The organism is Kitasatospora sp. NPDC088134 (genome assembly GCF_044741705.1).
Lineage (GTDB): Bacteria > Actinomycetota > Actinomycetes > Streptomycetales > Streptomycetaceae > Kitasatospora.
The window spans coordinates 268,297-291,458 of record NZ_JBIUTD010000006.1; the positions used below are offsets into that span (position 1 = coordinate 268,297).

General features: G+C 72.1%; 29 protein-coding genes, 1 tRNA gene and 1 riboswitch. Of the genes, 5 read left to right on the forward strand and 25 right to left on the reverse strand.

Going from position 1 to position 23,162, the window contains the following annotated elements; all coding sequences use genetic code 11:
- Nucleotides 1–79 precede the first annotated feature (79 nt).
- On the forward strand, nucleotides 80–1,132 hold the full coding sequence (locus tag ACIOHG_RS13005) for a medium chain dehydrogenase/reductase family protein (protein WP_400949049.1): 1,053 nt from the start codon (nucleotides 80–82) through the stop codon (nucleotides 1,130–1,132).
- A gap of 82 nt (nucleotides 1,133–1,214) precedes the next feature.
- Here ACIOHG_RS13005 and ACIOHG_RS13010 read toward each other — a convergent pair whose 3' ends face one another.
- Nucleotides 1,215–2,576 carry a purine-cytosine permease family protein gene (locus ACIOHG_RS13010; protein WP_400949051.1) on the reverse strand — a complete coding sequence of 454 codons (1,362 nt, stop codon included), beginning with the start codon at nucleotides 2,574–2,576 and terminating at the stop codon, nucleotides 1,215–1,217.
- Nucleotides 2,567–2,718: riboswitch (TPP riboswitch) on the reverse strand. Its footprint overlaps the gene before it by 10 nt.
- 244 nt (nucleotides 2,719–2,962) lie before the next feature.
- Between ACIOHG_RS13010 and ACIOHG_RS13015 the strand changes: the two genes are divergently transcribed.
- Together ACIOHG_RS13015 and ACIOHG_RS13020 are read left to right on the forward strand one after the other, a co-directional pair.
- On the forward strand, nucleotides 2,963–4,723 hold the full coding sequence (locus tag ACIOHG_RS13015; protein ID WP_400949053.1) for a S1C family serine protease: 1,761 nt from the start codon (nucleotides 2,963–2,965) through the stop codon (nucleotides 4,721–4,723).
- A gap of 64 nt (nucleotides 4,724–4,787) precedes the next feature.
- Nucleotides 4,788–4,876, forward strand: a tRNA-Ser gene (locus ACIOHG_RS13020).
- A gap of 140 nt (nucleotides 4,877–5,016) precedes the next feature.
- Here ACIOHG_RS13020 and ACIOHG_RS13025 read toward each other — a convergent pair.
- The 20 genes from ACIOHG_RS13025 to ACIOHG_RS13120 all read right to left on the reverse strand — a co-directional run bounded on the left by ACIOHG_RS13025 (nucleotide 5,017) and on the right by ACIOHG_RS13120 (nucleotide 17,790).
- On the reverse strand, nucleotides 5,017–6,402 hold the full coding sequence (locus tag ACIOHG_RS13025; protein WP_400949055.1) for a tyrosine-type recombinase/integrase: 1,386 nt from the start codon (nucleotides 6,400–6,402) through the stop codon (nucleotides 5,017–5,019).
- Between the two features lie 62 nt (nucleotides 6,403–6,464).
- A complete protein-coding gene (locus ACIOHG_RS13030; RefSeq protein ID WP_400949057.1) occupies nucleotides 6,465–6,695 on the reverse strand; it encodes a helix-turn-helix transcriptional regulator in 231 nt (76 codons plus the stop codon).
- 568 nt (nucleotides 6,696–7,263) lie between these two features.
- A complete protein-coding gene (locus ACIOHG_RS13035; protein ID WP_400949060.1) occupies nucleotides 7,264–8,739 on the reverse strand; it encodes an ATP-binding protein in 1,476 nt (491 codons plus the stop codon).
- Nucleotides 8,736–9,599 (reverse strand): bifunctional DNA primase/polymerase, encoded by an 864-nt coding sequence (locus tag ACIOHG_RS13040; RefSeq protein WP_400949062.1) that lies wholly within the window; start codon nucleotides 9,597–9,599, stop codon nucleotides 8,736–8,738. The genes ACIOHG_RS13035 and ACIOHG_RS13040 overlap by 4 nt, the downstream gene beginning before the upstream one ends.
- Before the next feature lie 226 nt (nucleotides 9,600–9,825).
- Nucleotides 9,826–10,164, reverse strand: a complete 339-nt coding sequence (locus tag ACIOHG_RS13045; RefSeq protein ID WP_400949065.1) for a hypothetical protein — start codon at nucleotides 10,162–10,164, stop codon at nucleotides 9,826–9,828.
- Between the two features lie 119 nt (nucleotides 10,165–10,283).
- Nucleotides 10,284–10,418, reverse strand: a complete 135-nt coding sequence (locus ACIOHG_RS13050) for a hypothetical protein (RefSeq protein ID WP_400949067.1) — start codon at nucleotides 10,416–10,418, stop codon at nucleotides 10,284–10,286.
- Nucleotides 10,419–10,434: 16 nt separating this feature from the next.
- Entirely contained in the window at nucleotides 10,435–10,851 is a 417-nt protein-coding gene (locus ACIOHG_RS13055) for a hypothetical protein (RefSeq protein ID WP_400949070.1), read from the reverse strand.
- Between the two features lie 152 nt (nucleotides 10,852–11,003).
- Nucleotides 11,004–11,270 (reverse strand): hypothetical protein, encoded by a 267-nt coding sequence (locus tag ACIOHG_RS13060; RefSeq protein ID WP_400949072.1) that lies wholly within the window; start codon nucleotides 11,268–11,270, stop codon nucleotides 11,004–11,006.
- Nucleotides 11,267–11,494, reverse strand: a complete 228-nt coding sequence (locus ACIOHG_RS13065; RefSeq protein ID WP_400949075.1) for a hypothetical protein — start codon at nucleotides 11,492–11,494, stop codon at nucleotides 11,267–11,269. Before ACIOHG_RS13065 ends, ACIOHG_RS13060 begins: the two co-directional genes overlap by 4 nt.
- Entirely contained in the window at nucleotides 11,491–11,685 is a 195-nt protein-coding gene (locus ACIOHG_RS13070) for a hypothetical protein (RefSeq protein ID WP_400949077.1), read from the reverse strand. Before ACIOHG_RS13070 ends, ACIOHG_RS13065 begins: the two co-directional genes overlap by 4 nt.
- Before the next feature lie 54 nt (nucleotides 11,686–11,739).
- Nucleotides 11,740–11,994, reverse strand: coding sequence for a hypothetical protein (locus ACIOHG_RS13075; protein WP_400949079.1), 255 nt, complete (start codon nucleotides 11,992–11,994; stop codon nucleotides 11,740–11,742).
- A gap of 141 nt (nucleotides 11,995–12,135) precedes the next feature.
- A complete protein-coding gene (locus ACIOHG_RS13080; protein ID WP_400949275.1) occupies nucleotides 12,136–14,352 on the reverse strand; it encodes a cell division protein FtsK in 2,217 nt (738 codons plus the stop codon).
- 113 nt (nucleotides 14,353–14,465) lie between these two features.
- Complete coding sequence (locus tag ACIOHG_RS13085) at nucleotides 14,466–14,777, reverse strand: hypothetical protein (RefSeq protein WP_400949081.1); 312 nt, start codon at nucleotides 14,775–14,777, stop codon at nucleotides 14,466–14,468.
- 48 nt (nucleotides 14,778–14,825) lie between these two features.
- Nucleotides 14,826–14,963: a hypothetical protein gene (locus ACIOHG_RS13090; RefSeq protein ID WP_400949083.1), complete on the reverse strand. Its 138-nt coding sequence runs from the start codon at nucleotides 14,961–14,963 to the stop codon at nucleotides 14,826–14,828.
- Nucleotides 14,964–14,979: 16 nt separating this feature from the next.
- The gene (locus tag ACIOHG_RS13095; RefSeq protein ID WP_400949085.1) at nucleotides 14,980–15,243 is read right to left on the reverse strand and encodes a hypothetical protein; all 264 of its coding nucleotides are present in this window, start codon (nucleotides 15,241–15,243) and stop codon (nucleotides 14,980–14,982) included.
- A gap of 22 nt (nucleotides 15,244–15,265) precedes the next feature.
- On the reverse strand, nucleotides 15,266–15,715 hold the full coding sequence (locus ACIOHG_RS13100; RefSeq protein ID WP_400949086.1) for a hypothetical protein: 450 nt from the start codon (nucleotides 15,713–15,715) through the stop codon (nucleotides 15,266–15,268).
- 54 nt (nucleotides 15,716–15,769) lie between these two features.
- The gene (locus ACIOHG_RS13105; protein ID WP_400949088.1) at nucleotides 15,770–16,144 is read right to left on the reverse strand and encodes an RRQRL motif-containing zinc-binding protein; all 375 of its coding nucleotides are present in this window, start codon (nucleotides 16,142–16,144) and stop codon (nucleotides 15,770–15,772) included.
- Complete coding sequence (locus ACIOHG_RS13110) at nucleotides 16,141–16,476, reverse strand: hypothetical protein (protein WP_400949089.1); 336 nt, start codon at nucleotides 16,474–16,476, stop codon at nucleotides 16,141–16,143. Before ACIOHG_RS13110 ends, ACIOHG_RS13105 begins: the two co-directional genes overlap by 4 nt.
- A complete protein-coding gene (locus ACIOHG_RS13115) occupies nucleotides 16,473–17,426 on the reverse strand; it encodes a DUF2637 domain-containing protein (RefSeq protein ID WP_400949277.1) in 954 nt (317 codons plus the stop codon). The genes ACIOHG_RS13110 and ACIOHG_RS13115 overlap by 4 nt, the downstream gene beginning before the upstream one ends.
- Before the next feature lie 109 nt (nucleotides 17,427–17,535).
- Nucleotides 17,536–17,790, reverse strand: coding sequence for a hypothetical protein (locus tag ACIOHG_RS13120; protein ID WP_400949091.1), 255 nt, complete (start codon nucleotides 17,788–17,790; stop codon nucleotides 17,536–17,538).
- Nucleotides 17,791–18,335: 545 nt separating this feature from the next.
- Between ACIOHG_RS13120 and ACIOHG_RS13125 the strand changes: the two genes are divergently transcribed.
- Nucleotides 18,336–19,106, forward strand: a complete 771-nt coding sequence (locus ACIOHG_RS13125) for a helix-turn-helix domain-containing protein (RefSeq protein WP_400949093.1) — start codon at nucleotides 18,336–18,338, stop codon at nucleotides 19,104–19,106.
- Nucleotides 19,103–19,576 carry an NUDIX hydrolase gene (locus ACIOHG_RS13130; RefSeq protein ID WP_400949096.1) on the forward strand — a complete coding sequence of 158 codons (474 nt, stop codon included), beginning with the start codon at nucleotides 19,103–19,105 and terminating at the stop codon, nucleotides 19,574–19,576. Before ACIOHG_RS13125 ends, ACIOHG_RS13130 begins: the two co-directional genes overlap by 4 nt.
- Here ACIOHG_RS13130 and ACIOHG_RS13135 read toward each other — a convergent pair.
- The 4 genes from ACIOHG_RS13135 to ACIOHG_RS13150 form a co-directional block, all read right to left on the reverse strand.
- Nucleotides 19,573–20,118, reverse strand: a complete 546-nt coding sequence (locus tag ACIOHG_RS13135) for an HD domain-containing protein (protein WP_400949098.1) — start codon at nucleotides 20,116–20,118, stop codon at nucleotides 19,573–19,575. The two genes, ACIOHG_RS13130 and ACIOHG_RS13135, sit on opposite strands and share 4 nt — an antisense overlap.
- A gap of 27 nt (nucleotides 20,119–20,145) precedes the next feature.
- The gene (locus ACIOHG_RS13140; protein WP_400949101.1) at nucleotides 20,146–20,580 is read right to left on the reverse strand and encodes a GntR family transcriptional regulator; all 435 of its coding nucleotides are present in this window, start codon (nucleotides 20,578–20,580) and stop codon (nucleotides 20,146–20,148) included.
- Nucleotides 20,581–20,957: 377 nt separating this feature from the next.
- Complete coding sequence (locus ACIOHG_RS13145) at nucleotides 20,958–21,542, reverse strand: NUDIX hydrolase (RefSeq protein WP_400949104.1); 585 nt, start codon at nucleotides 21,540–21,542, stop codon at nucleotides 20,958–20,960.
- Between the two features lie 5 nt (nucleotides 21,543–21,547).
- Nucleotides 21,548–23,107, reverse strand: coding sequence for a hypothetical protein (locus ACIOHG_RS13150; RefSeq protein WP_400949107.1), 1,560 nt, complete (start codon nucleotides 23,105–23,107; stop codon nucleotides 21,548–21,550).
- Between the last annotated feature and the right edge of the window lie 55 nt (nucleotides 23,108–23,162).

The following is a 23,162-nucleotide window of genomic DNA, read 5'->3' on the forward strand; positions in this document are numbered from 1 at the left end:
TCTCACGAAAGCGTGATGCTAGAACTTGAAGAGTTAGAGGGTCTAACAGAAGCGAGAGCTTCTATCGAAAGGAAGTGCCATGAACCACGGACCCGACCACCGCGCCCCCGGGCAGCTCGTCGAGATCGTCCTCCCCGGCCTGGTCGAACCGGAGGGCCTGCTGGTGCGCCGCTCCGCCGTCCCCGCCCCGGGGCCGGGGCAGGTGCTGGTCGCCGTCGAGGCCACCGGCGTCTCCTTCGCCGAACAGCAGATGCGCCGCGGCCGCTACTACGACCAGCCGCCGTTCCCGTTCGTCCCGGGCTACGACCTGGTCGGCCGGATCACCGCCACCGGCCCGGGCACCGACCCCGCCCTGACGGGCCGCCGGATCGCCGCGCTCACCAAGACCGGCGGCTGGGCCAGCCACGTCCTGCTCGACCCGGCCGACACCGTGCCCGTCCCGGACAGCCTCGACCCGGCCGAGGCGGAGACCGCCGTCGTCAACGGCATCACCGCCCACCAGATGCTGCACCGCCACGCAAAGGTCCGGGCCGGGCAGACCGTCCTGGTGCACGGCGCGGGCGGCGGCGTCGGCCAGCTCCTCGCCCAACTCGCCCGCGCCGCCGGCGCCGAGGTGATCGGCACCGCCTCCCCGCGCCACCACGACGCGCTGCGCGCCCTCGGCGTCACCCCCGTCGACTACCGGACCGGTGACGTCCCCGCCCAGGTCCGCCGCCTCGCCCCCGGCGGGGTGGACGCCGTCTTCGACCACGTCGGCCTCCGCAGCGCGGTCGACTCCTGGCACCTGCTCGCCCCCGGCGGCACCCTGATCGCCTACGGCAGCGCCGCCACCCGCGACGACACCGGCTCCAAGCAGTGGCCGGTGCTCAAGCTGCTGGCCCGCACCTGGTGGTGGAACGCCCTGCCGAACGGCCGCCGCGCCCGCTTCTACAACATCTGGGCGGGCCGGGCGCTCGGCCGCGACCGCTTCCGGGCCCGGCTGCGCGCCGACCTCACCGCCGTCCTGGACGCCGTCCGGCGCGGCGAGATCACCGCGCCGCTGGCCGCCCGCCTCCCGCTCACCGACGCCGCCGAGGCGCTCCGCCTCGCCGAGTCCGGCACCGTCACCGGCAAGGTCGTACTGATCCCCTGAGCTCCTGAGTGTCCCGAGCTCCCGAGCTCCTGAGCTCCTGAGCCCTTGAGCCCTTGAGCCCTTGAGCCCGCTCGCCCCGGGGTCAGACCTTCCGGCCGCCGCCCAGCGCCGCCACCGCGAGGGTGACCAGTGCCGCGACCAGGAACGAGAACAGCGAGGCCGAGCTCCACGCCTGCGGGGTGAAGTGCACGGCCTGCTGCAGGTCCGACCAGCGGCCGGTCCACCAGTCGCCGATCTTCGACGGCGCCAGGAACTGGTACACCGCGAAGCCGACCGCCCACGGCAGCAGCATCACCCAGCGCGCGGGCGCGTCCTGCGACAGGTCCCAGCCGCGCCGGCCCGCACCGAGGAAGTAGTCCACCGCCAGCACCGCGAACAGCGGCACGAACACCGACCCGATCAGGCCCAGGAACCCGTAGTACGAGTCGGTGAACTCCTTGATCCGCAGCGCCAGCACCGTCACCAGCACGCCGATCCCGCCGGTCAGCACCCGCCGGTCGGCCCGCGGCCACAGGTTGTGGATCGACATCGCGGTCGAGTACACGTTGGCGAACGACTGGTCCGACTCGCGCAGCACCAGCACCAGCAGGAACGCCCAGCCCGCGGCCACCCCGGTGAACGACTCGAAGATCCGGTTCGCGTCGCCGCCCGACTGCAGCAGCGCCACCACGCCCAGCACGTAGCACCACACCTGGGCCACCGTGTAGCCGGAGAACGTCCCCCAGAACGCCTTCGCCGAGCTGCGCGCGTGCCGGGTGTAGTCCGCGGCCAGCGGCACGAAGGAGATCGACACCGCGATCACCGCGTCCGTCGCGGCCAGGAAGCCGTCCCAGTTGCCCGCGCCCGGGTCCGGGAAGCCCTGCCGGGCGAACTGGACGGTGAAGTACACCATCGCCACGCCGACCGCGACCGCCACGTACTTGCGCAGCACCGCGATCGCGCCCAGCGGCCAGATCGTCAGCACCGTGGTCAGCACGCCCGCCAGCAGCACGAACAGCCAGCGCCAACCCTCGGTGCCGGTCACCGTCTGGGCACCCCAGGCGATCACCGTCAGCTCGTACACGCCCCAGCCGACGCACTGCAGGATGTTCAGCACCGTCGGCACGTACGACAGCCGGGTGCCGAACAGGCCGCGCAGCACCGCCATCGCCGGCGCACCGGTGCGGGCGCCCACCAGGGCGGCCACCGCCAGCATCGCGGTGCCGATCGCGGTGCCCGCCACGATCGCCGTGACCGCGGCGGTGAACCCCAGCTCGTGACCCTGCTCGCCCAGCACCGTCGCGGCACTGGTGAACCCGATCAGGCTCACCCCGAGGTTCGCCCAGAGCGCGAACAGCGCCCGGAAGTCCAGGGTGCGCGGCGGGGCCGTGTCGAGGGTCAGCGGGGCCTCGGCACGCGCCTCGGCGCCATGATCGGAAATTGGGGCAGACGGAACAGCCGTCATGGCCGATACTCCCTACGCCGGCATTACCCGGACAGGTTCCGGCGGTCAGCGCCCCCTCGACCGCGGTGGCGTCACCGCCATGGCCTACGGTCGAACCGGCGCACTCTCAGCCTGGTTGGTCCAAGCTCCCGCGACGTTCTTCGGTTTACAGGAGCGAAAGGCTAGCCCCCGGACGGGGGAACGCCAAGGCCGGGGGGTCGGACGTCCGCATCGCGGGACCACTTGTGTGCATGTCAGAGCGGCCTAAGGCTTCTCATGATTTCTTCAGGGGCCCGCTTACGGTGTCCGAATCCGGCATAGGAAAAACTGTGCTCCGAGGTTGCGACCGCGCCGGGCGCGCCGCCGCGGTCCGCAGTCCAAGGTCTTGTCAGCGATGGAGGTCGTCCGTGAGCACCGAGCACGCGAGTGGTACCACCCCGCCGGAGAAGGGCCCCGAGCCCACCGGCACCGAGGCGGTGGCCGCCGGCTCCGCCACGCCCGCGCCGGCTCCCGCCTACCTCGACGCGCCGCCGCCGGCCGTCCCCGCGTCCCCGGCCGTCCCTGTCTCCCCGCCCGCGCCGGCCCCGGCGGTGCCCGCCGCACCGGCCACTGCAGCTGCTCCCGCAGCTCCCGCTGCTCCTGCTGCGCCGCGTCCGGACGAGACCATCCAGCTCGGCAAGGTGCCGGCCGCGGTCCCGGACGACGCCCCGCCGCCGTTCCAGAACCCGTACGGCACGCCCGCCGCCCCGGCCAACCCGTTCGCGGCTCCGGCGCCCGCCGCCGCTGCGGCCCCCGGCCACGACGCGCCGACGGCCGTCGCCCCGGCGGTACCGGCCGCTCCGGTCCCGTTCGCCCAGGACGGCGGCCCGGCCGGGCCCGGCGCGCACGGCGGCTACGGCGGGCCCGAGCAGCCGCACCACCCGTTCGGCGCCGGCCACCCGGTCGGCGGCTGGGGCAACCCGTCCGGCCTCGAACCGGTCGGCGGCGCGGGCGGGCCGGGCGCGCCCTGGGGCGTCCCGCAGCCGGGGGCCGGCGGCCCGGACAAGGGCAAGCGCGGCAAGCTGATCGGGCTGGTCGCGGCCGTCGCGCTGGTCGCGGGCCTGATCGGCGGGGCGATCGGCGCGTCCGTGGCGGACCGCAACGACACCTCCAGTGCCGGGACCAGCCACAACAGCACCACCGTCACGGTCGGCAACACCCACCAGAACCTGGACCGGGCCCCGGAGTCCGTCGCCGGGATCGCGGCCAAGGCGCTGCCGTCGACCGTCACCATCAAGGCCCAGGGCTCCAGCGAGTCCGGCACCGGCACCGGGTTCGTCTTCGACACCGAGGGCCACATCCTGACCAACAACCACGTGGTCGCACCGGCCGCCAAGGGCGGCAAGCTCACCGTCAAGTTCTCCGACGGCTCCTCGTACGACGCCTCGGTGGTCGGCCGGGCCGAGGGCTACGACGTCGCGGTGATCAAGCTCGACAAGCCCCCGACGGGGAAGCTCAACCCGCTCCCGCTCGGCGACTCCGACAAGGTCGCCATCGGCGACGCCACCATCGCCATCGGTGCCCCGTACGGCCTCGAAGGCACCGTCACCACCGGCATCATCTCGGCCAAGGACCGCCCGGTCGCCTCCGGTGACGAGACCGGCGCGCAGGCCTCCTACATGAACGCCCTGCAGACCGACGCCTCGATCAACCCGGGCAACTCCGGCGGGCCGCTGCTGGACGCCTCCGGCTCGGTGATCGGCATCAACTCGGCGATCCAGTCCAACACCAGCGGCAACGGCCGGGCCGGCTCGATCGGCCTCGGCTTCGCCATCCCGATCAACCAGGCCAAGTGGGTCGCCCAGACCCTGATCAAGGACGGCATGCCGGTCTACGCGATCCTCGGCGTCCTGCGCAACGACGACTACCGCGGCGACGGCGCCCAGATCGCCACCGCCGCCGTCCGCGACACCCCGGCCGTCACCCCGGGCGGCCCCGCCGACCAGGCCGGCCTCAAGGCCGGCGACGTCATCACCAAGCTCGGCGGCATCGCCATCGACAGCGGCCCGACCCTGGTCAGCGAGATCTGGACCCACAAGCCCGGCGAGAAGGTCGAGGTCGAGTACACCCGCGACGGCAAGCCCGCCAAGACCACCGTCACCCTCGGCGAACGCAAGGGCGACAACTGACAGTCCCCCACCCGAAACGGTGTGCACCGAACCCGCCCCGACCCGTTAGGCTGACCCCCACCGAGGAGGGTTGCCCGAGCGGCCTAAGGGAACAGTCTTGAAAACTGTCGTGGCCTCTGGTCACCGTGGGTTCAAATCCCACACCCTCCGCCAGGGTGGATGAACCACCAGCTCAGGGCGGGTACCGGCATCGAGCCGGTACCCGCCCTGAGTCGTTCCTGTCCCAGGGTGTCCCACGGAATCCCAGCCCTGACCAGCACGTGTGGACCAGCCGTGGACCAGGTCCACAGCGCTCACTGCCCGCCGTACTCCGTGTCGAGGAACCGCTGGATCAGCTCGTTCGCCTGCTCGCGGCGACCGTTGAGCACCTTGGCGTAGAAGTGGAACAGCACCGCCACGCTGTGGCCGGCGCGGTAGGCCACTTCGGTCGGGTCCACCCCGGAGGCGATCCAGCCCGAGACGCAGGTGGCCCGCAGCTTGCCCGGCGTCTCGGCCAGAGGCGTGTCGAGCTGGTCCGGCGGCAGGACCAGCTGTCGGGCCTCCTTCCACACGTCCGAGTACTCCTTGGTGGACACCAGCCCGCCGGTCGCCGACTGGAACAGCCGCCCGTCCAGGCCGAGCCCGAACTCCTCGACGTGCGCGCGGAGCCGTTGCACGTAGATCGGCGGGATCGGCACCGTCCGGGTGGAGTTCCGGGCCCGGTGCTTCAACCCCCGCTCCTCGTAGGTCTTGCCGTCGTCCGTCCACCGTGACCCGACTCGCGGAGAGGTCTTCGCCAGCACGGCCGACCCCCACCCCTCGGCCGGCAGGTGGCAGTCCTCCTCCCGCAGGTTCACCGCCTCCGAGGGCCGGGTGGCGATCCAGTTGGTGGCGCCGTACAGCGTCGCCATGTGCTGGCCGCGCCGACCGAGCGTCCCAGCTGCGTCGACCAGCTCCCGTGCCTGGCGGGGGCCCGGGACGTAGCGCCAGTCGATCTCGGAATCGGTCTCCGGCGGCGACCAGTCGATGAAGGTCAGCGGGTTGGCGGGGAAGAACCGCCGCTCCACCGCGTAGCGCAGGGCGCCGCTGAACGTCGAGTACTTCCGCCGGATCGTGTTGTCCGCCGCCCGGGTGCCGTCCAGCTTCAGCGTGATGGCCAACAGCGCCTCCCGAATCACGTCCGACTCGTCCAACTGCGAGATGGGAATGGACCGTTCGGCGATCCACTCCAGCGCTGCGGCGATGTCGGCCGGCGGATCTCCCTTCTGCGGCGAGAAGTTGAACGCCCAGCAGCTCAGCGCCCGCCGCAGCACCCGGGCCGACGGGCCACCGCGCGGGTCCGTGACCAGCGCGGGCGTGAGCGTCGCAAGACCGTCGGCCCGAGCCGCACGCTCCTTGGCCGAGTCGTCGGGCCACTTCATCGAGACGTGCTTCACCGCGTGGTTGAACCACGTCTCCTCCTGCGGCGCCTCCTTCTTCCGCAGCTCCTCCAACTCGGAGATCGGGAGGCCGGTCTCCTCATCGAACTGCTCGCGCCGTGCTGCGGCAGCCATCAACTGCGCCCGCCGAGAATCCGCCTGGACCTTGAGCACGAAGCTCTCGGAGTGCTGCTGCGCGCCCACCCGCCAGCGGGTTTGGAACGGCTTTGGCCGGCCGGGACGATGGCGGACCTTGTAGGGGACGAACTCGTACGTCAGCAAGAAGACCTCATGGGTGCGGGGCGCTCCCCGGTCAACCCGGGGAGCGCCAGGGCGGTTGTGGATCAGGCGGCGTGGGAGCGCTGGGAGGTCCACCAGGCGTCCAAGTCACGCCTACTGCAGCGAAGGTGGCCGTTCGGGAGCGGGACCAGGAGCGGCGCCTCTCCCTTCGCGCGCATGCGGTAGAACGCGGAGCGGGAGAGACGAGTCTCCGCCAGAACCTCCGCCAGCGTCAGGTACTCCTCGACAACCGGCGGCTGAATGGTGCGGCGGGTCGAACGGGGTCGAGCGGACATCGGGGCCTCCGAACTACTGCTTGAGCGCAGGTGAGTCGGAGAGCGGATTGAACTGCCAGAACCGACACGACCTGTGCTGACCGGTTCCGAGCTGGTGATTTGCGGTTGAGGTGGTGGGTGGTAGAGCTGGGTGGCGTTGATGGTCGGGGTGTTGTCCGAAGTGCGGATTTCTGCGTCACCGCGTCACCTGCGTCATTCAGGTGTTCTGACCTGCGGTTTTGAGTGACGCAGCGTCTGGGCTCTGCGTCACCGCTGTGTCATCGGCTGCGTCACCGAGGTGACGCAGCCGGGTGACGCGGGTGACGCGGGATGACGCAGCGTCCGGCGTCTGCGTCACCGCTTTCCGTCCAGTTCAGGGCCTGTTTTTCGGGCCGGGTGACGCGGGTGACGCAGCGTTCCCCTACTTAGGAAAAAGGTGGGGTGGTTCTTGTGGTTCGGCTGTCCCTCAGGGCGAGAGGAGGAGCCGCTGCGCGGCACGACCTTCGGGGCGGCGTTGCCGCCAACTGCAAGAGGAGCACCTGGGCGGTGAAGCGAAGCCCGTGCTCTTCTTGCAGTTCAGGGGGTGCGGTCAGGGCAGTTGGGGCTGTTCGGGCGGGGCCGTGGGTGTGGGGCGGCTCATCTCCAGGTAGCGGCTCGTCTTGGTGCGGCCACTGTCGATGAGCACCCCGCGTGCGGCGAGGGTGGGTTGAAGGCGCTTGAGGCGGTCGGAGAGGACCTTTCCGGTGGTGGGCCAGCCCTTGGGCAGGGCGCGCAGTTCCTCGCCCGCGTAGAGGCGGCTGAGGGACGCCAGCCACTCCGTGGACGTCATCTGCTGCGGCTGGCCGGGTTCGATGGTCTCTGCGTGCTTGAGGACGGTCTGCGCGAGGAGGTCGCCCTCGATGACGTCGTCGTTGAGGTCGTCGAGGCTGGCCCGGTAGGCGGGCAGGGCGCCGAGGCCGGTGGCGGCGTCGAGCTGCGCGCACAGGTGCGCGAAGTCCGCCATCCGCAGGTCGGTCGGCGTCTCGGCCTCGGCCGCGCGGACTTGGACGGTGAGGTCGAGCAGGGAGCCGAGGACGACGGGGAGCACCTGCTCGTACTCCGTCCACAGCTCGGCCTCGGTGCGGCGGACGGCTGGCCGCTCCAATCTGAGCGGCAGCAGGCGTTCCGCCAGGTCGGGGCGGATGACGCCGACGTCGATGCCGGTCAGCAGCAGGGGGCGGCGGTAGCTGGAGCGCACGACGTCGCCGTCGGTGAACAGGGCGCGCTTGACGGACTCGGCGCCGGTGACGATGCAGCACATGGCGTCGGACAGGTCCGGGCTCATGTGGCTCAGGTTGTCGAGGGCGGTGACCCAGCCGGCTGCGACGGCGGCGATCAGGTTCTCCTCGTCCTTCGGCGCGCGGCGCAGGTCGCCGGTCATGCCCTCCACGATCCGTACGAGCATCCGGCCGCCGGTGGACTTGCCGGCGCCCTGCGGGCCGGTGAGGAACGGCGCGGGGACGGGGACGGAGGGGCCGAGGCAGCCGATGAGCCAGGCGATGGCGAGGCACTCGGTGGCGGCGTCGGCGAAGTTGCACAGCCTCAGCAACAGGTCAATGCCCTTGCCGTTCGTGTCCTTGGCGGGGAGGGGGAGTTCGCCGGTGAGCTGGGTGCGGCGCCAGCACACCTCGCGCGGGTCCGGGGTGAGAACGTCCCAGCCGTTGGGGTGGATGCGGATGGACTTCCCGTCGGCGCGGCCGAGGTCGAGCCAGGTCGCGCCGTCGAACCCGGGGGCAACCCGGATGTGCACGGGCTGGACGTCCTCCGAGAGGGCGAGGGCCTCGATCAGGTCGAGGGCTTCCTTGAGGGCGGTGCCGTTGAAGACGCCTTTGCCGTCGCGGTACAGGCCGACCATGAGTTCCTGGCGGTGGCTGCCGGTGGTGCCCTGGGAGCGGATGGGCCGGGCGACGGGGTGGCCGTTGCGCTGGGCGTACACGGCGCCGTCGGCGGTGCGGAAGTACCGGAAGTTCTCGTGGGCGTAGTCGGCGATGACCTCCCGCCCCGGGGTCTTCTCGTCCTCGCTCACAGCACAATCCCCAGCCTGTGGACGGCGTTCGCCCACGCGTCCGCGCAGTGCCTCGGGCTCTCGCCCTTGGCGCCGGCGGCGGCGAACAGCCGGGTGGCGTGCGCGTCGGTGAGGCAGCCGCAGCGGCCGTGGGTGGACAGCACCGCCAGGAACGCGGCGAACACGGTGGCGTGGATTCCGGCGGTGGCGGCGGTGATGCGCTGTTCGGCCATGGCGATGCCGCGCTCCAGGTACTTCGGGCTGCGGTGCGGGCACACCCCGCCCGAGGTGGCCCGCACGGGCACCGTGACGGCCGCCGGCCGGGCCGGGGCCGCCTCCCGCACCAGCAAGCCCCGGACGGCGTCCGGCAGGGGCGCGGTGGTGCCGGTGCCGGGGCCGAGCCAACGGGCGTAGGACATGGACGACTTGACGTCCACGCCGGGGCGGACGGCGTTGGCGGAGGGCATGACGCCCCGGTAGATCCAGTGCTCGCCCCGGGTGGTGGCGACGGTCCGGGTGGCGGTCAGGTGCTTGCGGGCCCACGCGATGGCGCCCGGGTTGTCGAGGTCCACGACGGTCACGCCCGCGCCGCCGGGGTGGTAGGCGACGGCGGCGGCGCGCTGCCACGCTCCGGCCCATTCGGGGAAGTTGAGGACGTGCGGGTCGGTGGTGGCGGCGGCCCAGCCGTGGCACGGGGCCGGGCAGGTGCAGGGGCCGGGGGTTTTCATGTTCGGTCGGCCGCCGCACCGGTTGCCGGTGCAGCCGGGGCAGTTGCCGAACGGCACCTTCCCGGCCCGCAGCGGCAACACGGGCACACCGGCGGCGGCCAGGGAGAGAGCCGCCTGCAGGTGCTCTCCCCGAACCGGGGTGGGTTGGGTCATGCTGGTGTCTCCAGTTCTGTAGCTGGGTTGGCGGCGGCCCCGTGTCTTGGCGGATGGGGGTCGCCGCCGTTGTCGTTGTCCGCCGCGTTCTCGGCGCAGACCTTGTGCGCGGGCCTGCGTTGGTCGTCGCGCAGGGGGGTGGGGTGGCCGCACCAGCGGCAGGGGAGCGTGCGGGTGCGGTCGTAGTGCCGGGCGTCGCGCCAGTCGAGACCGGCCACGGGCGGGGTCAGTCGGTGGGGCGCTGGTCGCAGTTGTCGATGTGGCGCCAGCGGGCGGCGGCGTAGTCGGGGTGGTCGGCCCACGGGCCGGCGGCGGCGACCAGGCCGTTCCAAGCGGTGCGCATGCGGATGCGGGCGGGGATCGACCGGTATTCGGTGGTGAAGGGGTTGCCCAGACGGGGGATCTCGTCGGTGACACCGAGGTGGAGGTGGAGGACGGCGACGTGCAGGGCCGTGGCGGTCGGGCTGCCGTCGGTGGTGCGGGCGCCGATGAACGCCATGATCTCCCTGGCGTCCTGGTGGGTGAGGTCGTCGACGTATTCGACCGGGGCGTTCTCGGGGGTCAAGGTGGGCTCCTCGGGGTTGGCGGCCGGACGGTCCGGCTCCCCTCACCGCCCACCCAGGCGAAGGGTGGGCGGATCGGGCAGCAGCCGTACGCGCGGCGCGGGCTGGGCAGGGGCCGGGGTCAGCCGTCGTAGGCGTCGTGGTCGTGTTCGGTGCCTTCGTGTGCGAGTTCGAGGGCGATCTCGCGTTCCTTCTCCTCGGCCCAGGTGGGGTAGTCGTTGTCGTCGTGGTGGTCGTAGAGGTCGTCGTCGTTCACGGTCGGGGGCCTTTCGTCAGGCGTGGTCGATGGCGGTGGCGAGGGCGTTCAGGGCGTTGTGGTGGGTGTCGAGTGCTGCTTGGCGGCCGGTGGTGATCTGTTCCTGTGCCTGGTCGTCGCCGAGGGCGAACGTGGCGGCGACGGCGGCGTGCGCGGTGGTGCGGACGGCGGTGTCGGCGGTGAGGGCGGCCCGGGCAGCGCGGACGGTGGCGGTCTGCTCGGCGGGCGGGTTGCCGGTGGTGGTGTTGGCGGTCCACAGGGCGTAGACGGCGGCCCGGTAGGCGGTCAGGGCGGCGAGGAAGGCCCCGCCGGTGTTGCGGAGGTCTTGGCGGTGGGTGGCGCGTCGGGCGGCGCGCTGCTGGAGGTGGATGGCGCCGAGGCTGCCGGCGAGGGTGCCGGCAACGGCGACGAGACTGGTGAACACGGTCTCCACGAGCTGTCCCTTCGGGAGCAAGGGCCGGACTGTCCGGCCCCCACACCACCCAACCTCCCTCAAATAAAAGAAAGTTGGGTGGAGCAGGGGTGGGCACAGGCCGGCCGGTCAGGCTGCTCGGGCGACCGCCGGGCGGGCGGGGAACGGGGCCTTCACGCGGCTCGCCGGGCCGCGAGGTTGATGACCGGGGCGAGGCGGACCACGGGGGTGGGCTCGGGGAGGGGCTGGCCGCCGCCGGGCGGGGTGGCGGTGCCGTCCTGCTCGGCCTGGGCGCGCTCGTGGGCGGAGAGGGCGAGGACGGCGCGCACCCCCGCCGTCTCGGCGGCGGCGCCCCGGATGCTGAGGGCGTAGGCGGCGCCGGCGAGGGTGCCGGGGCCGAAGAGGACGGCGGCGGTGATGAGGTCGGTGGCGGTGCTCACGAGGCGGCTCCGTTCCGGGCGGCGTAGGCGAGCAGGTCGAGGACGGTGGTGCCGAGTTCGGCGGTGCGGTGCTGGATCGCGGCCCACGAGTGCGGGTCGATGTTCATCAGCGCGGCCAGCGAGGCGGCGGGCCGGTGGTCGGCGGCGGCGGTGAGGGCGTCGCGCAGGTGGGCGGCGGCCAGCGGCCGGATCGCACCCGGGGAGGTGGCGGCGTGGGCGTTCACGTGCGGACCTTGGCGATCGCGTCGACGATCGCGGAGATGAGGGTGTTGATCGGCCCGGCCGCGCCGGTGGAGGCGAGCAGGAAGCCGAACAGTACGGCGATCAGCGCGGCGCCGACGCCGACGGACTTGGCCTTCAGGAGGAAGGCGAGGGCGATGCCGAACAGCACGGCGAGCGAGACGGTCAGGGCCATGACAGGGTCCTTCGTTCGACGGCCCGGGGGCCGGAGCGGGAGGTGCGGGGAGGGTCAGCGGGTGCCGGCGCGCCAGGTGCGGTGGGCCAGGTTGTAGGCGTGGCGGCCGAGGCGGATGCGCTTGCCGGCGCCCTTGCAGCGGCGGCAGGTTTTCCCGCGCTTCGGGTTGCCCCGGCGGTCGGTCTTGAGGGCGAAGCCGAGTCCGGCGCACTTGCGGCAGTTGCCGAACGGGCTGGCCGCGCAGACCATGGTGTAACCGAGGGTGACGAGCAGGGCGATGGCTATCGCGGGGAGTATGAGGGGGGTCAAGGGGGCCTCCGGGGCGCTTTTCGGGGTTTTCGCAGGTGGCGCGCTAGGGGCTAGTCCGCTGGCCGGAGCGGGCAGGGGCCGCTAGCGGGGGTGCTAGGTCTAGCGGGGGCCACCGCTAGACCTAGCACCGGTTCGGTGTTGTCAGGCTCCGTACTTCTTGTCGCGCTCCGTGATGGTTCGGGTGATGTCGTCGCGGGTGATGCCGCGCCGGTTGGCGCCCTTGCCGTCCTCGGTGGTGCCCCACACCTGCCCGGTGGTGATGCCGTAGGGCTTCAGCGCCGTCACGAGCTGGTCGGCCTTGGCGCGGCCCTCCAGCGCGGCCCAGGTGCCGTAGACGTCGGGGCGGAGTTCGGCGAGGCGGGCCACGATCGTCTCGGACCAGAGCTTCGGCTCGTCCGGGCCCATCACCGCCAGCACGTCGGCGAGCAGGTCGTGGGAGACGGCGGCGGCCGGGGTGGCGTCGGCGTTGCCGGCGGCGAAGCCGGTCAGCAGGCCCGCCTCCTCGCGGGCCCGCCGGCCTCGGGCGGCGATGGCTTCGGCGGCCGGGGCGTCCACGAACACGGAGCGGACGATCTGCGCGTCGGAGCCCTCGCCGCCGACGAAGTAGGCGATGCCCCGGTCCTCGCGGGAGAACGTGGTGGCCCGCACGCCCCGCTTGTAGGAGGACGTGCCCAGCACCATGTCGTTCTCGACCTGCCCCATGACCTTCAGGCACAGGCGCAGGATCGCGTTCGCGGAGATGCCGGTCGGGAGGGACTTGGCGTCGGGGCGCTGGGTGGCCAGCAGCAGCACGATCCCGGTGGCGGGGCCGCGCTTGACCAGGTCGGTGCAGATCTCCTCGAACTCGGCCCCGTACTTGGGGTGTTCGAACCACACCTGGCACTCGTCCACCCCGACGACGACCGGGTGCAACCTGAGCGACTTGGTGTCGGCGAGCTGGGAGGTCACCTTCGACTCGGGGCAGATGTCGCGGGGCAGGGAGCGGATCACCTTCGTGCGGCGGCGCAGTTCCTCGCGCAGTTCGCGCATGTCGGCGATGGCGTACTCGATGTCCTCGTCGTCGTCGCCGGCGCGGTGCCGGTGGCTGACCTGGTTGCCGACGGGGTCGAGGTCGCCGGTGCCCTTCAGGTCGTAGGTGTGCAGCTCGGCCCGGGGGTCGAGGGCGGCGATGAGCAGCAGCAGGCGCAGGAGGAACGTCTTGCCCATGCGGGGGACGGCGCCGATGATCCCGGCGATGAACATCAGGGTGACCGTGACCCAGTTGCCGCGCTGGTCGGTGGAGAACGCGACCGGGTCGAACAGGTCGACGGTCCCGGCCTTGGCCAGCGGCCAGGCGGGCTGCTTGGCCTTGGCCATGTCCTGGTCGCCGACCCACAGGACCATGCGGCCGGGGTGCTCGCCCTTGGCCTGCTCGGGCCACACGGTGCCGATGGGGCGGCGCAGGCCGGAGGCGAGGCGGCCCCGGCGTTCCATGACGTCGGTGACCTCCACCCCGGGCGGCAGTTCCACGTCGGCGCGCCAGCCGGGGCCGTCGCGGGTGATCGGGGCGGGGAAGGTGATCCCGCTGTTCTTCGCCTTGGCGGAGGTGATCGCGGCGATGCCCAGCGACTCCAGGGCGGCGACGACCATGTCGGAGGTGAGCTTGGGGGCCTTGGCCTTCACCACGGCCCGGCCGATCAGCGGCTCATCGGCCGGCGCCCCGGCCGCACCCAGGGCCAGCACCACCCCGGCTGCGAGGGCGAGCAGGGTCTCCGCGTTGGTCATGACGAGCAGCACGATCACGGCGGCGAGGCCGAACACCGAGCCGAGCAGGGTGATGGCGCCGCGCAGGCGCACGCGGGCGTCGCGCTGGCGGGTCAGCTTCAGGTACAGCTCGGCGTCCTCGCGGCGGGCGGCGGCCGCCCGGAGCGGCTGGCCCTCCGCGTCCGAGGCCCACCGGCCCAGGAACGACAGCGTCCGACCCGCCCCGCGCGGAGCACGCGCGGCCAGCTTCGCGGCGTAGAGGGGGGTGCGCACGGCGTGGTAGGCCAGGGAGTGGCCGGCGTACCCGGCAGCCCAGCGGGCCTGCTTCGCCAGCTCGGACTTCGACAGCGCCCAGGCCGGGAGGATCGGGCGGCGGGCGCCCTCCGGAACGGGCAGCGGGACGGCGGGGGGCTGGTCGACGTAGACGGACTGCGTGTCGATGTCGTCCGGGTCGCCGCTGTCGTCGGCGAGCACGGCCGTGTTCGTGGTGGGGCGGCGTTCGGCGCGGGCCTTGTCGAGGTCCAGCACCTCGCCGCGGGCGGCGGCTTCGGCGTCGGCAGCCATGGACGCTTCGAGCAGCAGGAACAGTTCGTCGTCGCTGCCCGGGTCGGGCATCTCGTGGTGGTTCACTGGAGCTTCCTTCCTCACTGCGATGTGGTGCGGAAAGGGGCCCCGGGGCGGCCGTCGTGCCGGCAAGCTGTGCGGCCGTCCCGGGGTGTGATGGCAGGTCAGAGGTCGAGCAGGTCGTTCACGGGGATCTCGTAGACGTCGACCAGGTAGGTGACGCCGTCGTAGGTGCCCTCGGGGTGGCGGACCAGGGCGACGAGCGTGTCGGCGCCCGTCCGGTCGGTGGTGCGGTGGACGTGCACGGTGCAGCCCCGGCGGCGGGCCCCGCGCACCTCGTTGCGGGCCGCGTGCGCGGACAGGCGCGGCGGGCGGGAGACCACCGTGGCGTGGTCGCCGTCGGCCGTCCGGCCGACGTGCGGGCCCGCCATGACCAGCGCGCGGGAGACGGTCAGGGGCAGAGCGGGGACGGACATGTCGAACCCTCCAAAAGGATTTTCCAGCAGGTGAGTTGGCGGTTCGTTCTAGACCTCGCGGGCGCGGCTGCCGTAGCAGTCATCGCACAGCGGGATCAGCCATTCCTCGTTGTTGACGTCCGCCGCGAACGGGTCGGCGACGACCTCCACGTCCGGCCCGTCGGCGGGGCAGAAGAAGCACTCCACGTCGGCTCCCGGCAGGTCAGGCGGCCGTCGGGAGCGGGATGGCGCGGCACTCGGCGGCGTGGGTGTTGGCGTTGTTCCGGGCGGTCTGGCGGGGGTCGGGGTAGGTGCTGTGGTCGAGGCAGCCCAGGCAGATCCAGCGGAAGCCGGAGCCGCCGGCCGGGGCGGGCTCGCTGGCCTGGAACAGCGCGACCAGGGCGGAGCCGAGGGTCAGGAACACGGCGGTGGTGCCGATCGGCAGGCCGGTGGCGGGGTCTGTGACGGCGATGAGCTTGGCGGTCATGACGGGGTTCTCCCTGGGCGGGTCAGGCGGAGACGATGACGGCGGCGGCGGTCTCGAAGGCGTGGTGGAACGCCTGGTCGAGGGCGTAGGCACCGTTCATGCCGTGGTCGGCGAGGCGCACGAACGCGCCCTTGCCAGTGGCGTCGGCGAGGCGGCGCAGGGGCTCGCGCCGGTCGGCGACGTAGTGCGTGAGCGCGGACAGGGCCAGGCCGGCGGCGACCGGCCCGGGGCGCAGGCGCACCCCGAGCAGCCGGGAGCCGGCCACCAGCACGGCGGCCTGCGTGGCGGTGTAGGCGGCGACGTGCGCCGCACAGGCGGTGCGGCCGGCCCTGCTGGACTGGCCCTCGTTGTGGTCGTGCTGGCCCTTGGTGCGGGCCTGGTGGTCGGTCTGGATCCAGTGGTCGGCGACGTCGGCGGCGGCGCGCAGCAGGGCGTAGGCGGCGGCGAACCGGGCGGCACGGTCGGACAGCATGAGGAACTCCAAGAAGTCTGTGGAGCAGGGAAGTTGGGGGATGGTGGCTCGCGGTCAGGCGGCGAGCGGGGTGCCGTCGGCGCAGGGCAGGCAGGTGCCCAGGTGCGCGGGCAGGACGTATCCGGCGTCGTGCCCGCAGCTCGGGCAGGTGCGGCGGGCGCGGTTCGCGGCCTCCAGCGCGCGGCGCCTGGCGTCGGTGAACGGCCAGACGGGCTTGGCGAGTTGGGTGCGGTAGAGGTAGGCGAAGCGGGGGTGCGGGGAGAGGCGGGAGCGCCACATCACCTGAGCGGCGACGTCCTGCCCGCCCGGGCGCAGCCCGCACGCGCGCAGCTGGCGGCGGGTCATCAGCCCGTCGGGAGCCATCCGGCGCGGGTAGGTCGGGATGCCGAACCGCTCCCCGTGCGGGTCCCAGAACCGGGGGCGGCTCACTGCGGCCCGTCCGGGTCGATGAAGGCGAAGAAGCAGATGACCTCGATCGGGACGCCGGACCAACTCCCGGCGACCTCAATCCAGTTGGTCTCCGGCTGGCTGGTGTTGAGGGTGACGTGGTCGGGGTCGAGGCCGAGCGCGTCCCGCCACTGCTCGAAGTGGCTCAGGTCGTCATGGTCCCGGACCGCGATGCCCCACTGGGGCGACCCGCCGGCCTGCGGCACCATGCGCTTGAGCTGGACGTATCCGGCGGGCAAGCCGGGGTGGGCACGCAGCAGGGACAGCAGCGCACTCGCCGCCTTGATCTGCTCGGCGGTGGTGTCCTCGGTCATACCGCCACCTCTTCGGGAGTCTGGAACTCCTGGTAGCGGGCGGCGACCCACCCGGTCGACCAACCGGTGATCTCGGCGGCACGGCGCTGCGACATGCCCTCGGCGACCGCCGCGGCGACCACCTCCCGGGCAACCAGCTCCGGAAGCTTCTCGCCGGCGGACGACCCGGACAGCAGAGCCTCGCGGCGCCGCTGCTCGGCCTCGCGCTCACGGCGCTCACGCTCCCGCCGGGAATGCTCACGCTCCCGCGCCTCGCGCTCACGGCGCTCCCGCTCCACCCGCTCGGCAGTCGCCCGGCGCTCCTGCTCGGCACGGGTGGCGGCCTCCCGGCGGGCCTGGGCATCGCGCTCCTCACGGGCCATCCGGGCCTCGTGCTCACGCTGCTCACGCAGGCGCCGGTCCTCGCGCTCCTCGGCCTCGCGGCGACGCGTCTCGGCGGCCTCGAACTCCGCGAGCCGCTCTGCCCGCTCCCGCTTGCGCTGGTCCTCGGCGCGTTGCCGGCGCTCGGCCCGCTCGGCGCGCTCGGCGGCCTCACGGGCGGCCAGAGCGGCGGCGATGGCCTTGCGGTAGGCGAGGGAGGTCTCCGCCGTGACGATCAGCAGCAGCGGCGCGACCGCGTGCACCGCGACCCCGACCCTGTCGCCGTCCAGGGCGGACATACCCACGTTGAGCAGCACGGTCGCCAGGCCGGTCATCCAGCGCAGCACCACCGGCCACCGGCCGCCCCCGGCGCGAAGGCGGGCCAGCACGCCGTCCATCCGGACCACGATCACCACCGCCGCGTCCACCACGACGGGCAGGATCGGCGCCGTCCACTCCCAGCCCCTGGGGCTGTGCGCGGCCATCAGCGGCGTCACGGTGAGCATGCTGTACAGCACCGCCCCGCACGTGATCGCCCACGTTCCCCAGCCCAACAGCCGTTCGGCGGAGCGGATCTGCTGCGGCGTCACCAGCGCGTTCACCGCGCACCCCGCATCCCGCCCCACGAACGGGCGACGAGCACGAACACGCGCTTCGTGAGCGCCAGTGAGCGGCGGTGAGCGCGCCGCCGGACGGCGCTCACGCCGCCACCCCCAGCACCACCGACGGGCGGTTGGCCACCGGCCGGCGGACCACGCGCAGCGGCACCGGCGCCGCGTCCATCAGGAGCTCGGCGTAGGCGGCCAGCTCCGGGTCCTCCCGGCGCAGGTCCGCCAGCACCGCCACCGCCACGTCCACCCGGGCCGTGTACTCGTCCGCCGACTCGCCCGGCACGCCGGCGAACAGCTCCTCGTCCACACCCAACGCCAACTCCGCGAACTCCTGCGAGTCCACGGCAACCTGCCCTGCAACAATCGACCTCACGGGTCTACCTCTTCTCACGGGTCGGGTAGGCCCCGGGGCCGCCGCGCACTCCTTGCCCGGAGCGCGGCGGCCCGTTCCGTGCGGGCCCAGACCACTCATGACGAGCAGCCATGACCCCCGACCCGCCACACCACGGCGACGGATCGAGGACCAAAGACACTCGTTCGTTGATCAGCACACTCTTGAGTTCTCAAGGAACAGCCGCTTCCTTCCGGGGGCTGTCACCCCACCCGTCCGGGCACGTTCACACAGCTCAGAGCAGCCCAAAGAAGGGCTGCCAGTTCTCCAGCTCCGCCATGCGAAACATGTTGAACATGTCTCTTACGATGCCGACAGAATGACGCTTCGTCAAGTCCTTCGCTTGTTTCGGCGGAGCGTCCCTGCCGTGCACCACTAGATTCGCCGCTTCGGCGGTGTCAGAACACGGCGGACCTGGACGGCCAGTGGCCGGTTTGGCTACCGTCGAACCGTCCCGAATCGTCCAAGCGCCGCATGTTCGTCCAGGGGAGGACGAGTTGGCCAACGAAAGGCTGCGAGGGGCAATCCTCGCAAGCGAGTTGACGCTGGAAGAGATCGCAGCGCGACTCGGAGTGAGTACCCGGACCGTCGAGCGGTGGGTGGAAGCAAGGGAGGGCCGTCGCCCGCACCGACGCTTCCAGTACGCGCTCGCCAATCTGTTGCAGCGAGACTTGTCGGACCTCTGGTCGGACGAGCGGACCAGCAGCGCTACCGCCGAGGCCGGCCGGGCCGAACTCGTGAAGCTGTACCCGCACCGCGCGGTCGTGCCGAAGGAACTCTGGACGTCCCTGTACGCGAAGGCGTCCCAGAACTTCGACCTCGTGGTCTACGCCGGATTCTGGCTGTCGGAAGACCCGCAGTTCCACCAGCTCATCCGGGAGAAGGCGCACGCTGGCGTACCCGTCCGGCTGATGCTGGGCGATCCCGACTGCGCTGGTGTGGCCCAGCGCGGCGAAGACGAAGGGATCGGTACCGCGATGGCTGGCAAGATCCGAAACGCGCTGGCCAACTACGGTCCGCTGTTCGGACTGCCCGGAGTCGAGTTCCGGCTCCACTCGACCACCCTCTACAACTCGCTCTACCGCGCCGATGACGACTTGCTGGTCAACGGCCACGTGTACGGCGTGGGCGCGTTCATGGCACCGGTGATGCATCTGGCGCGGGTTCCCGGCGGCGAGCTGTTCAGCACCTACGTCACGAGCATCGAGAGGATCTGGGAGAGTTCACGGAGCATCAGCTCGCCCCAGCTCGGAAGTGAGGCCGCGTGAGCCGCATCGACTACTTTCACGACCCAGCAGCCCCGCCAGCGAACTCGGTGGTCCCGTCCGTGACGGCCGTCGTGACCAACGCCGAGGGGGAACTGCTGCTCATCCACAAGACGGACAACAACCTGTGGGCGCTGCCGGGTGGCGGGCACGACGTCGGCGAGTCCGTCAGCGACACCGTGATCCGCGAGGTTCAGGAGGAGACCGGCATCGACGTGGAGGTCGTGTCGGTCGTCGGCCTCTACACGGACCCGAACCACGTGATGGCGTACGACGACGGCGAGGTCCGGCAGCAGTTCTCCATCTGCTTCAGGGCGCGACCCATCGGCGGGGAGCTGAGGACCAGCTCCGAGTCCAAGGAGGTCCGTTGGGTGAACCCAGCGGACCTCGCGGACCTGGACATTCATCCGTCGATGCGGCTGCGAATCGACCACGGCTTGTCGCCGGATCGGGTCGAGCCGTACATCGGTTAGGCAGAGTTCCGGGCCTGCCCCAACCGGGATTCGACACGAAGCGCAGCAGCACCGATCTCCGGCTCGGCGCGCCGGATGAAGCGACCGACGACACTGTCCGGCCCGTACCGCCCCACGATCTCTGCGATACGGTCGGGCGTCGTGGTCGGTGCCCCGTCCGGCGTGGTGGTCATGTCGCAGTAGATCAGCGCATCGACCAGGTGCGGCTCCTCCAGCGGGAACTCACCCGCGAGTTCCTGCCGGAGGCCCCGCTCTTCGGCTTCGAGCAGCGCGCACGAGTGGTGAGCCACGAGCCGCACCACCCGCTCGTCCATGCCCTCCCTGCGGAGGAACCGGGCGCCGTCGAGGGGGTGGAACCCGGTGTCCGCGATCTGCGGCGCGTAGCCGACGTCGTGAAGCACTGCTGCGGACTCCAGTAGTTCGGCGTCAGGGCCGAGGATTTCTGCGAGGGTTCGCGCCTTTGCGGCCACCCCTTTCGAGTGGACCCATCGGCGAGGGAGGTCGTTAGAGAGAAGGGATTCGGCCAGCTCGTAGGCCCACACGATGGCATCTGCTCCTAGAGGCAGTGATCAGGAGTGGTTGGAGGGCAGGGACCGGATGCGCCGCCCCTTCCCGTGACGGACTTCGAGAACTCCGGCACCCTCAAGCTGTGCGAGGGCGCTGCGCACGGTTCCGCGTGAGGCACCGGTGACCTCAACGAGTTCCTTCTCTGGCGGAAACGCCGCCCCCACGCCAAGTTCCCGAACCATGGAAGCCAGTTGCTCAGCCACCGGAGGCTTGCTCCCTGCCCCGACAACGGCCCACCCGATTCCGGGCTGCGACCGGATCAGCTTCTCGGCGGCGAGCACATCGAGCGCCCGCCTCACCGTGCTCCGGGCCGCGCTGTGCTCCTGCATCAGCGCGGCTTCCGACGGAAGCGCCGTCAGCTCGGGGCCTTCCTTGATCTTGGTACGCAGCGCGTCGGCGATCCGCAGGTACGTTCCACGCGGGCTTCGCTCGGGCACTGGCCGCTCCCTTCGTTGGGCAGGTACCCACACAGCATGAGCGATCCCGGGGTGCGACTGCCAGCCTGCGGGCGGTCCCCAGAACTCAAGCTCTCGGTAGATCCTGGCCCACGTAGTCAGATGGGCATGACGGGGCTGTGGACCAGCCGTGGACCAGCGCGGCGAAGATTAGCTCCGCCGGAGTGGTGCAGCAGGTCAGAACACGTTTCCTCGGAGTTGATCTTTGGTCTTGAAAACTGTCGTGGCCTCTGGTCACCGTGGGTTCAAATCCCACACCCTCCGCCACCTGGTGGGGTGAACCACCAGCCCAGGGCGGGTACCGGCATCGAGCCGGTACCCGCCCTGAGTCGTTTCCGGTGGGGAGCGGGCGGGGCGCTTCAGGGGTGGGGTAGGCGCTGGTGGGCCTGGGCGAGGGTGAGGGCGGCGAGGGTCATGCCGTCGTCGAGGGTGCCGGTGGCGATCCAGCGCCAGAGTTCGGGGAGGGTGAGCCAGCGGGTTTCGGTGACTTCGTCCGGGGCGAGGGGGCCGCTGGGAGTGGTGGTGGGGACGGTGGCCCGGACGACGGCGACTTCGGCGGCGAGCAGGCCGGAGTCGGGGGTCATGGTGCCGAGGAGGTCGAACTCGGCGTCGGGGATGCCGAGTTCCTCGTGGAGTTCGGTGCGGGCGGTGACCAGGGGGTCGGCGCCGTGGGAGAAGCCGCGGGGCAGCGCCCACTGGGGGCGGCCGAGGGGGTAGCGGTAGGTGCGGACCAGGCCGATCGTGTCGCCGTGGACGGGCAGGATCACCACGCCCAGCCCTTCGTCGCGGTGACGGATCTTCAGGTAGGTGCCGGGCGTCCCGCTGGGGAAGACGACCTCGTCGTCGTACACGTCGACGAAGCGGTTGCGGTAGGCGAGCACCTCCCGGGTGCGCCGCACGGCGTCGGCGGGTTCGGGTCGCTCCCGGTGTCCGGTGTCCGTCATGCCGTTCAGCCCCTCACGTCGACGACCTGTCCCAGTGCGCAGGCCAGCCGGCGGGTGAGGAGGCGGCGCACCGCGCTGTCCTTGCCCTTGCGGTAGAGGACGCTGCCGACCGCGCCGACCGCCATCGCCGGGTAGCCGACGAGGCCGGGCAGCTTCCACACCTCGGAGGCCATCGCCGGGCCGACGGTGCCCGCCGCGGTCAGCACCAGCTCGATCGCCAGGCCGCCCACCGGGACGAGGTCGGCCCGGTTGCCGAGGATAGCGGCCACCCGGGCCAGGTGGGCGTCCAGCGCCTTGCGGGCGGAGGTCGGGTCCTCGGCCGTCCGCAGTTCCTCGACGCCTTTCCAGAACGGGGACTTGGCGGCACGGCCGCGCTCGGCCCGGGCCGCCAGGAGGGCGGCGATCGCGTCGGCGGCGTCCGTGCGCAGGGCGGTCATCCGGGCGTGCACCGCGTCCTGGGCAAGGCCGCTCGCCGCGTCCACCCGGACTTCGAACAGCGGTGGTGCGTCGGTCTGTTGGAGCGGCGCGGGTTCGGCGGGGCGGGTCCGGGCCCGGTAGTGGGCGAGGGCGAGCTCCTTGGCGATGCCGTGGCCGGCCAGGTGGCGGCGGGACGGGCCGGTCGCGGTGCTGAGGGTGGAGTCGGCGACGCCGATCGAGTCCGCGACGATCAGGTTGTACAGCGTGTCGACGAACTCGACCAGCAGGCCGAGGAGTTCGGGCCCGCCGACGATCTCCTCCGGGCTCCGTCCGGCGGCGTCGCCGGGCCACGGCAGGGCGAGCCGGAGCCGGCTGCGGTCGTCGAAGGGCGCGGGGTCCCCGGCGCCGAGACGGCGGATCGCGGTGGCCAGGTCGGCCCGCACCTCCCGGTACCGCTCGGGGAGTTCGGGGAGTTCGGGGAGTTCGGGAAGTCCGGAGGGACCGGCGGAGGACGGCGGGGAGAGCGGCGCGGACTCGTCGGCCGCCGCCGTCACCAGTTCGCCCAGGCCGGGACGCCGGACACCGGGCCGGACGGCCGCAGCGGGGGCGACCCGGGGCACCCGCCGGAACTCGTCATGGACCAGCGCGATCCCGTCGGCCCGCTCGGCGCCCAGCCACTCGGCGTTCAGCAGACGGTCCAGGTCGGCGGCCTGCTGCCGCACCTCGTCCGGATCGAGGCCGTACCGGGTCGGGTCGTTGAGTTCGGGCAGCAGGCTGCTCATGAACGGGCGGGTGCCGTCGGACGTCCGGCGGAGCATCGCGGTCACCGCCTCCGGGTACGAGCGCACCTCGAACAGGTGCACCCGGAAGGGGTGTTCACCCGCGGCGGCCGCCGGACGGGCCCGCAGTACGGTGGTGGCGACGCGCAGGAAACCCGGCGAGTCGAAGGCGTACGCCTGCGGGACGACCACCTCGCGGCCCAGCGCGAGCGTCATCAGCACCTCGGTGAAGATCTGCAGGTGCAGCTCCGCCTCGGACGCGTCGGCGGTGGCCCCGGTAGCGTCCGGGGCGGTCGGGGTGGTCGGGGCGTGGCCGGTGCGGGTCGAGTCCAGCGATTCCAGGTACTGGTAGCGCGCGCCGTCGTACACCGTGCCCACCCCCTGGTGCGAACCGTTCTCCCGGAGCGGGACGCTACCCCCGAAG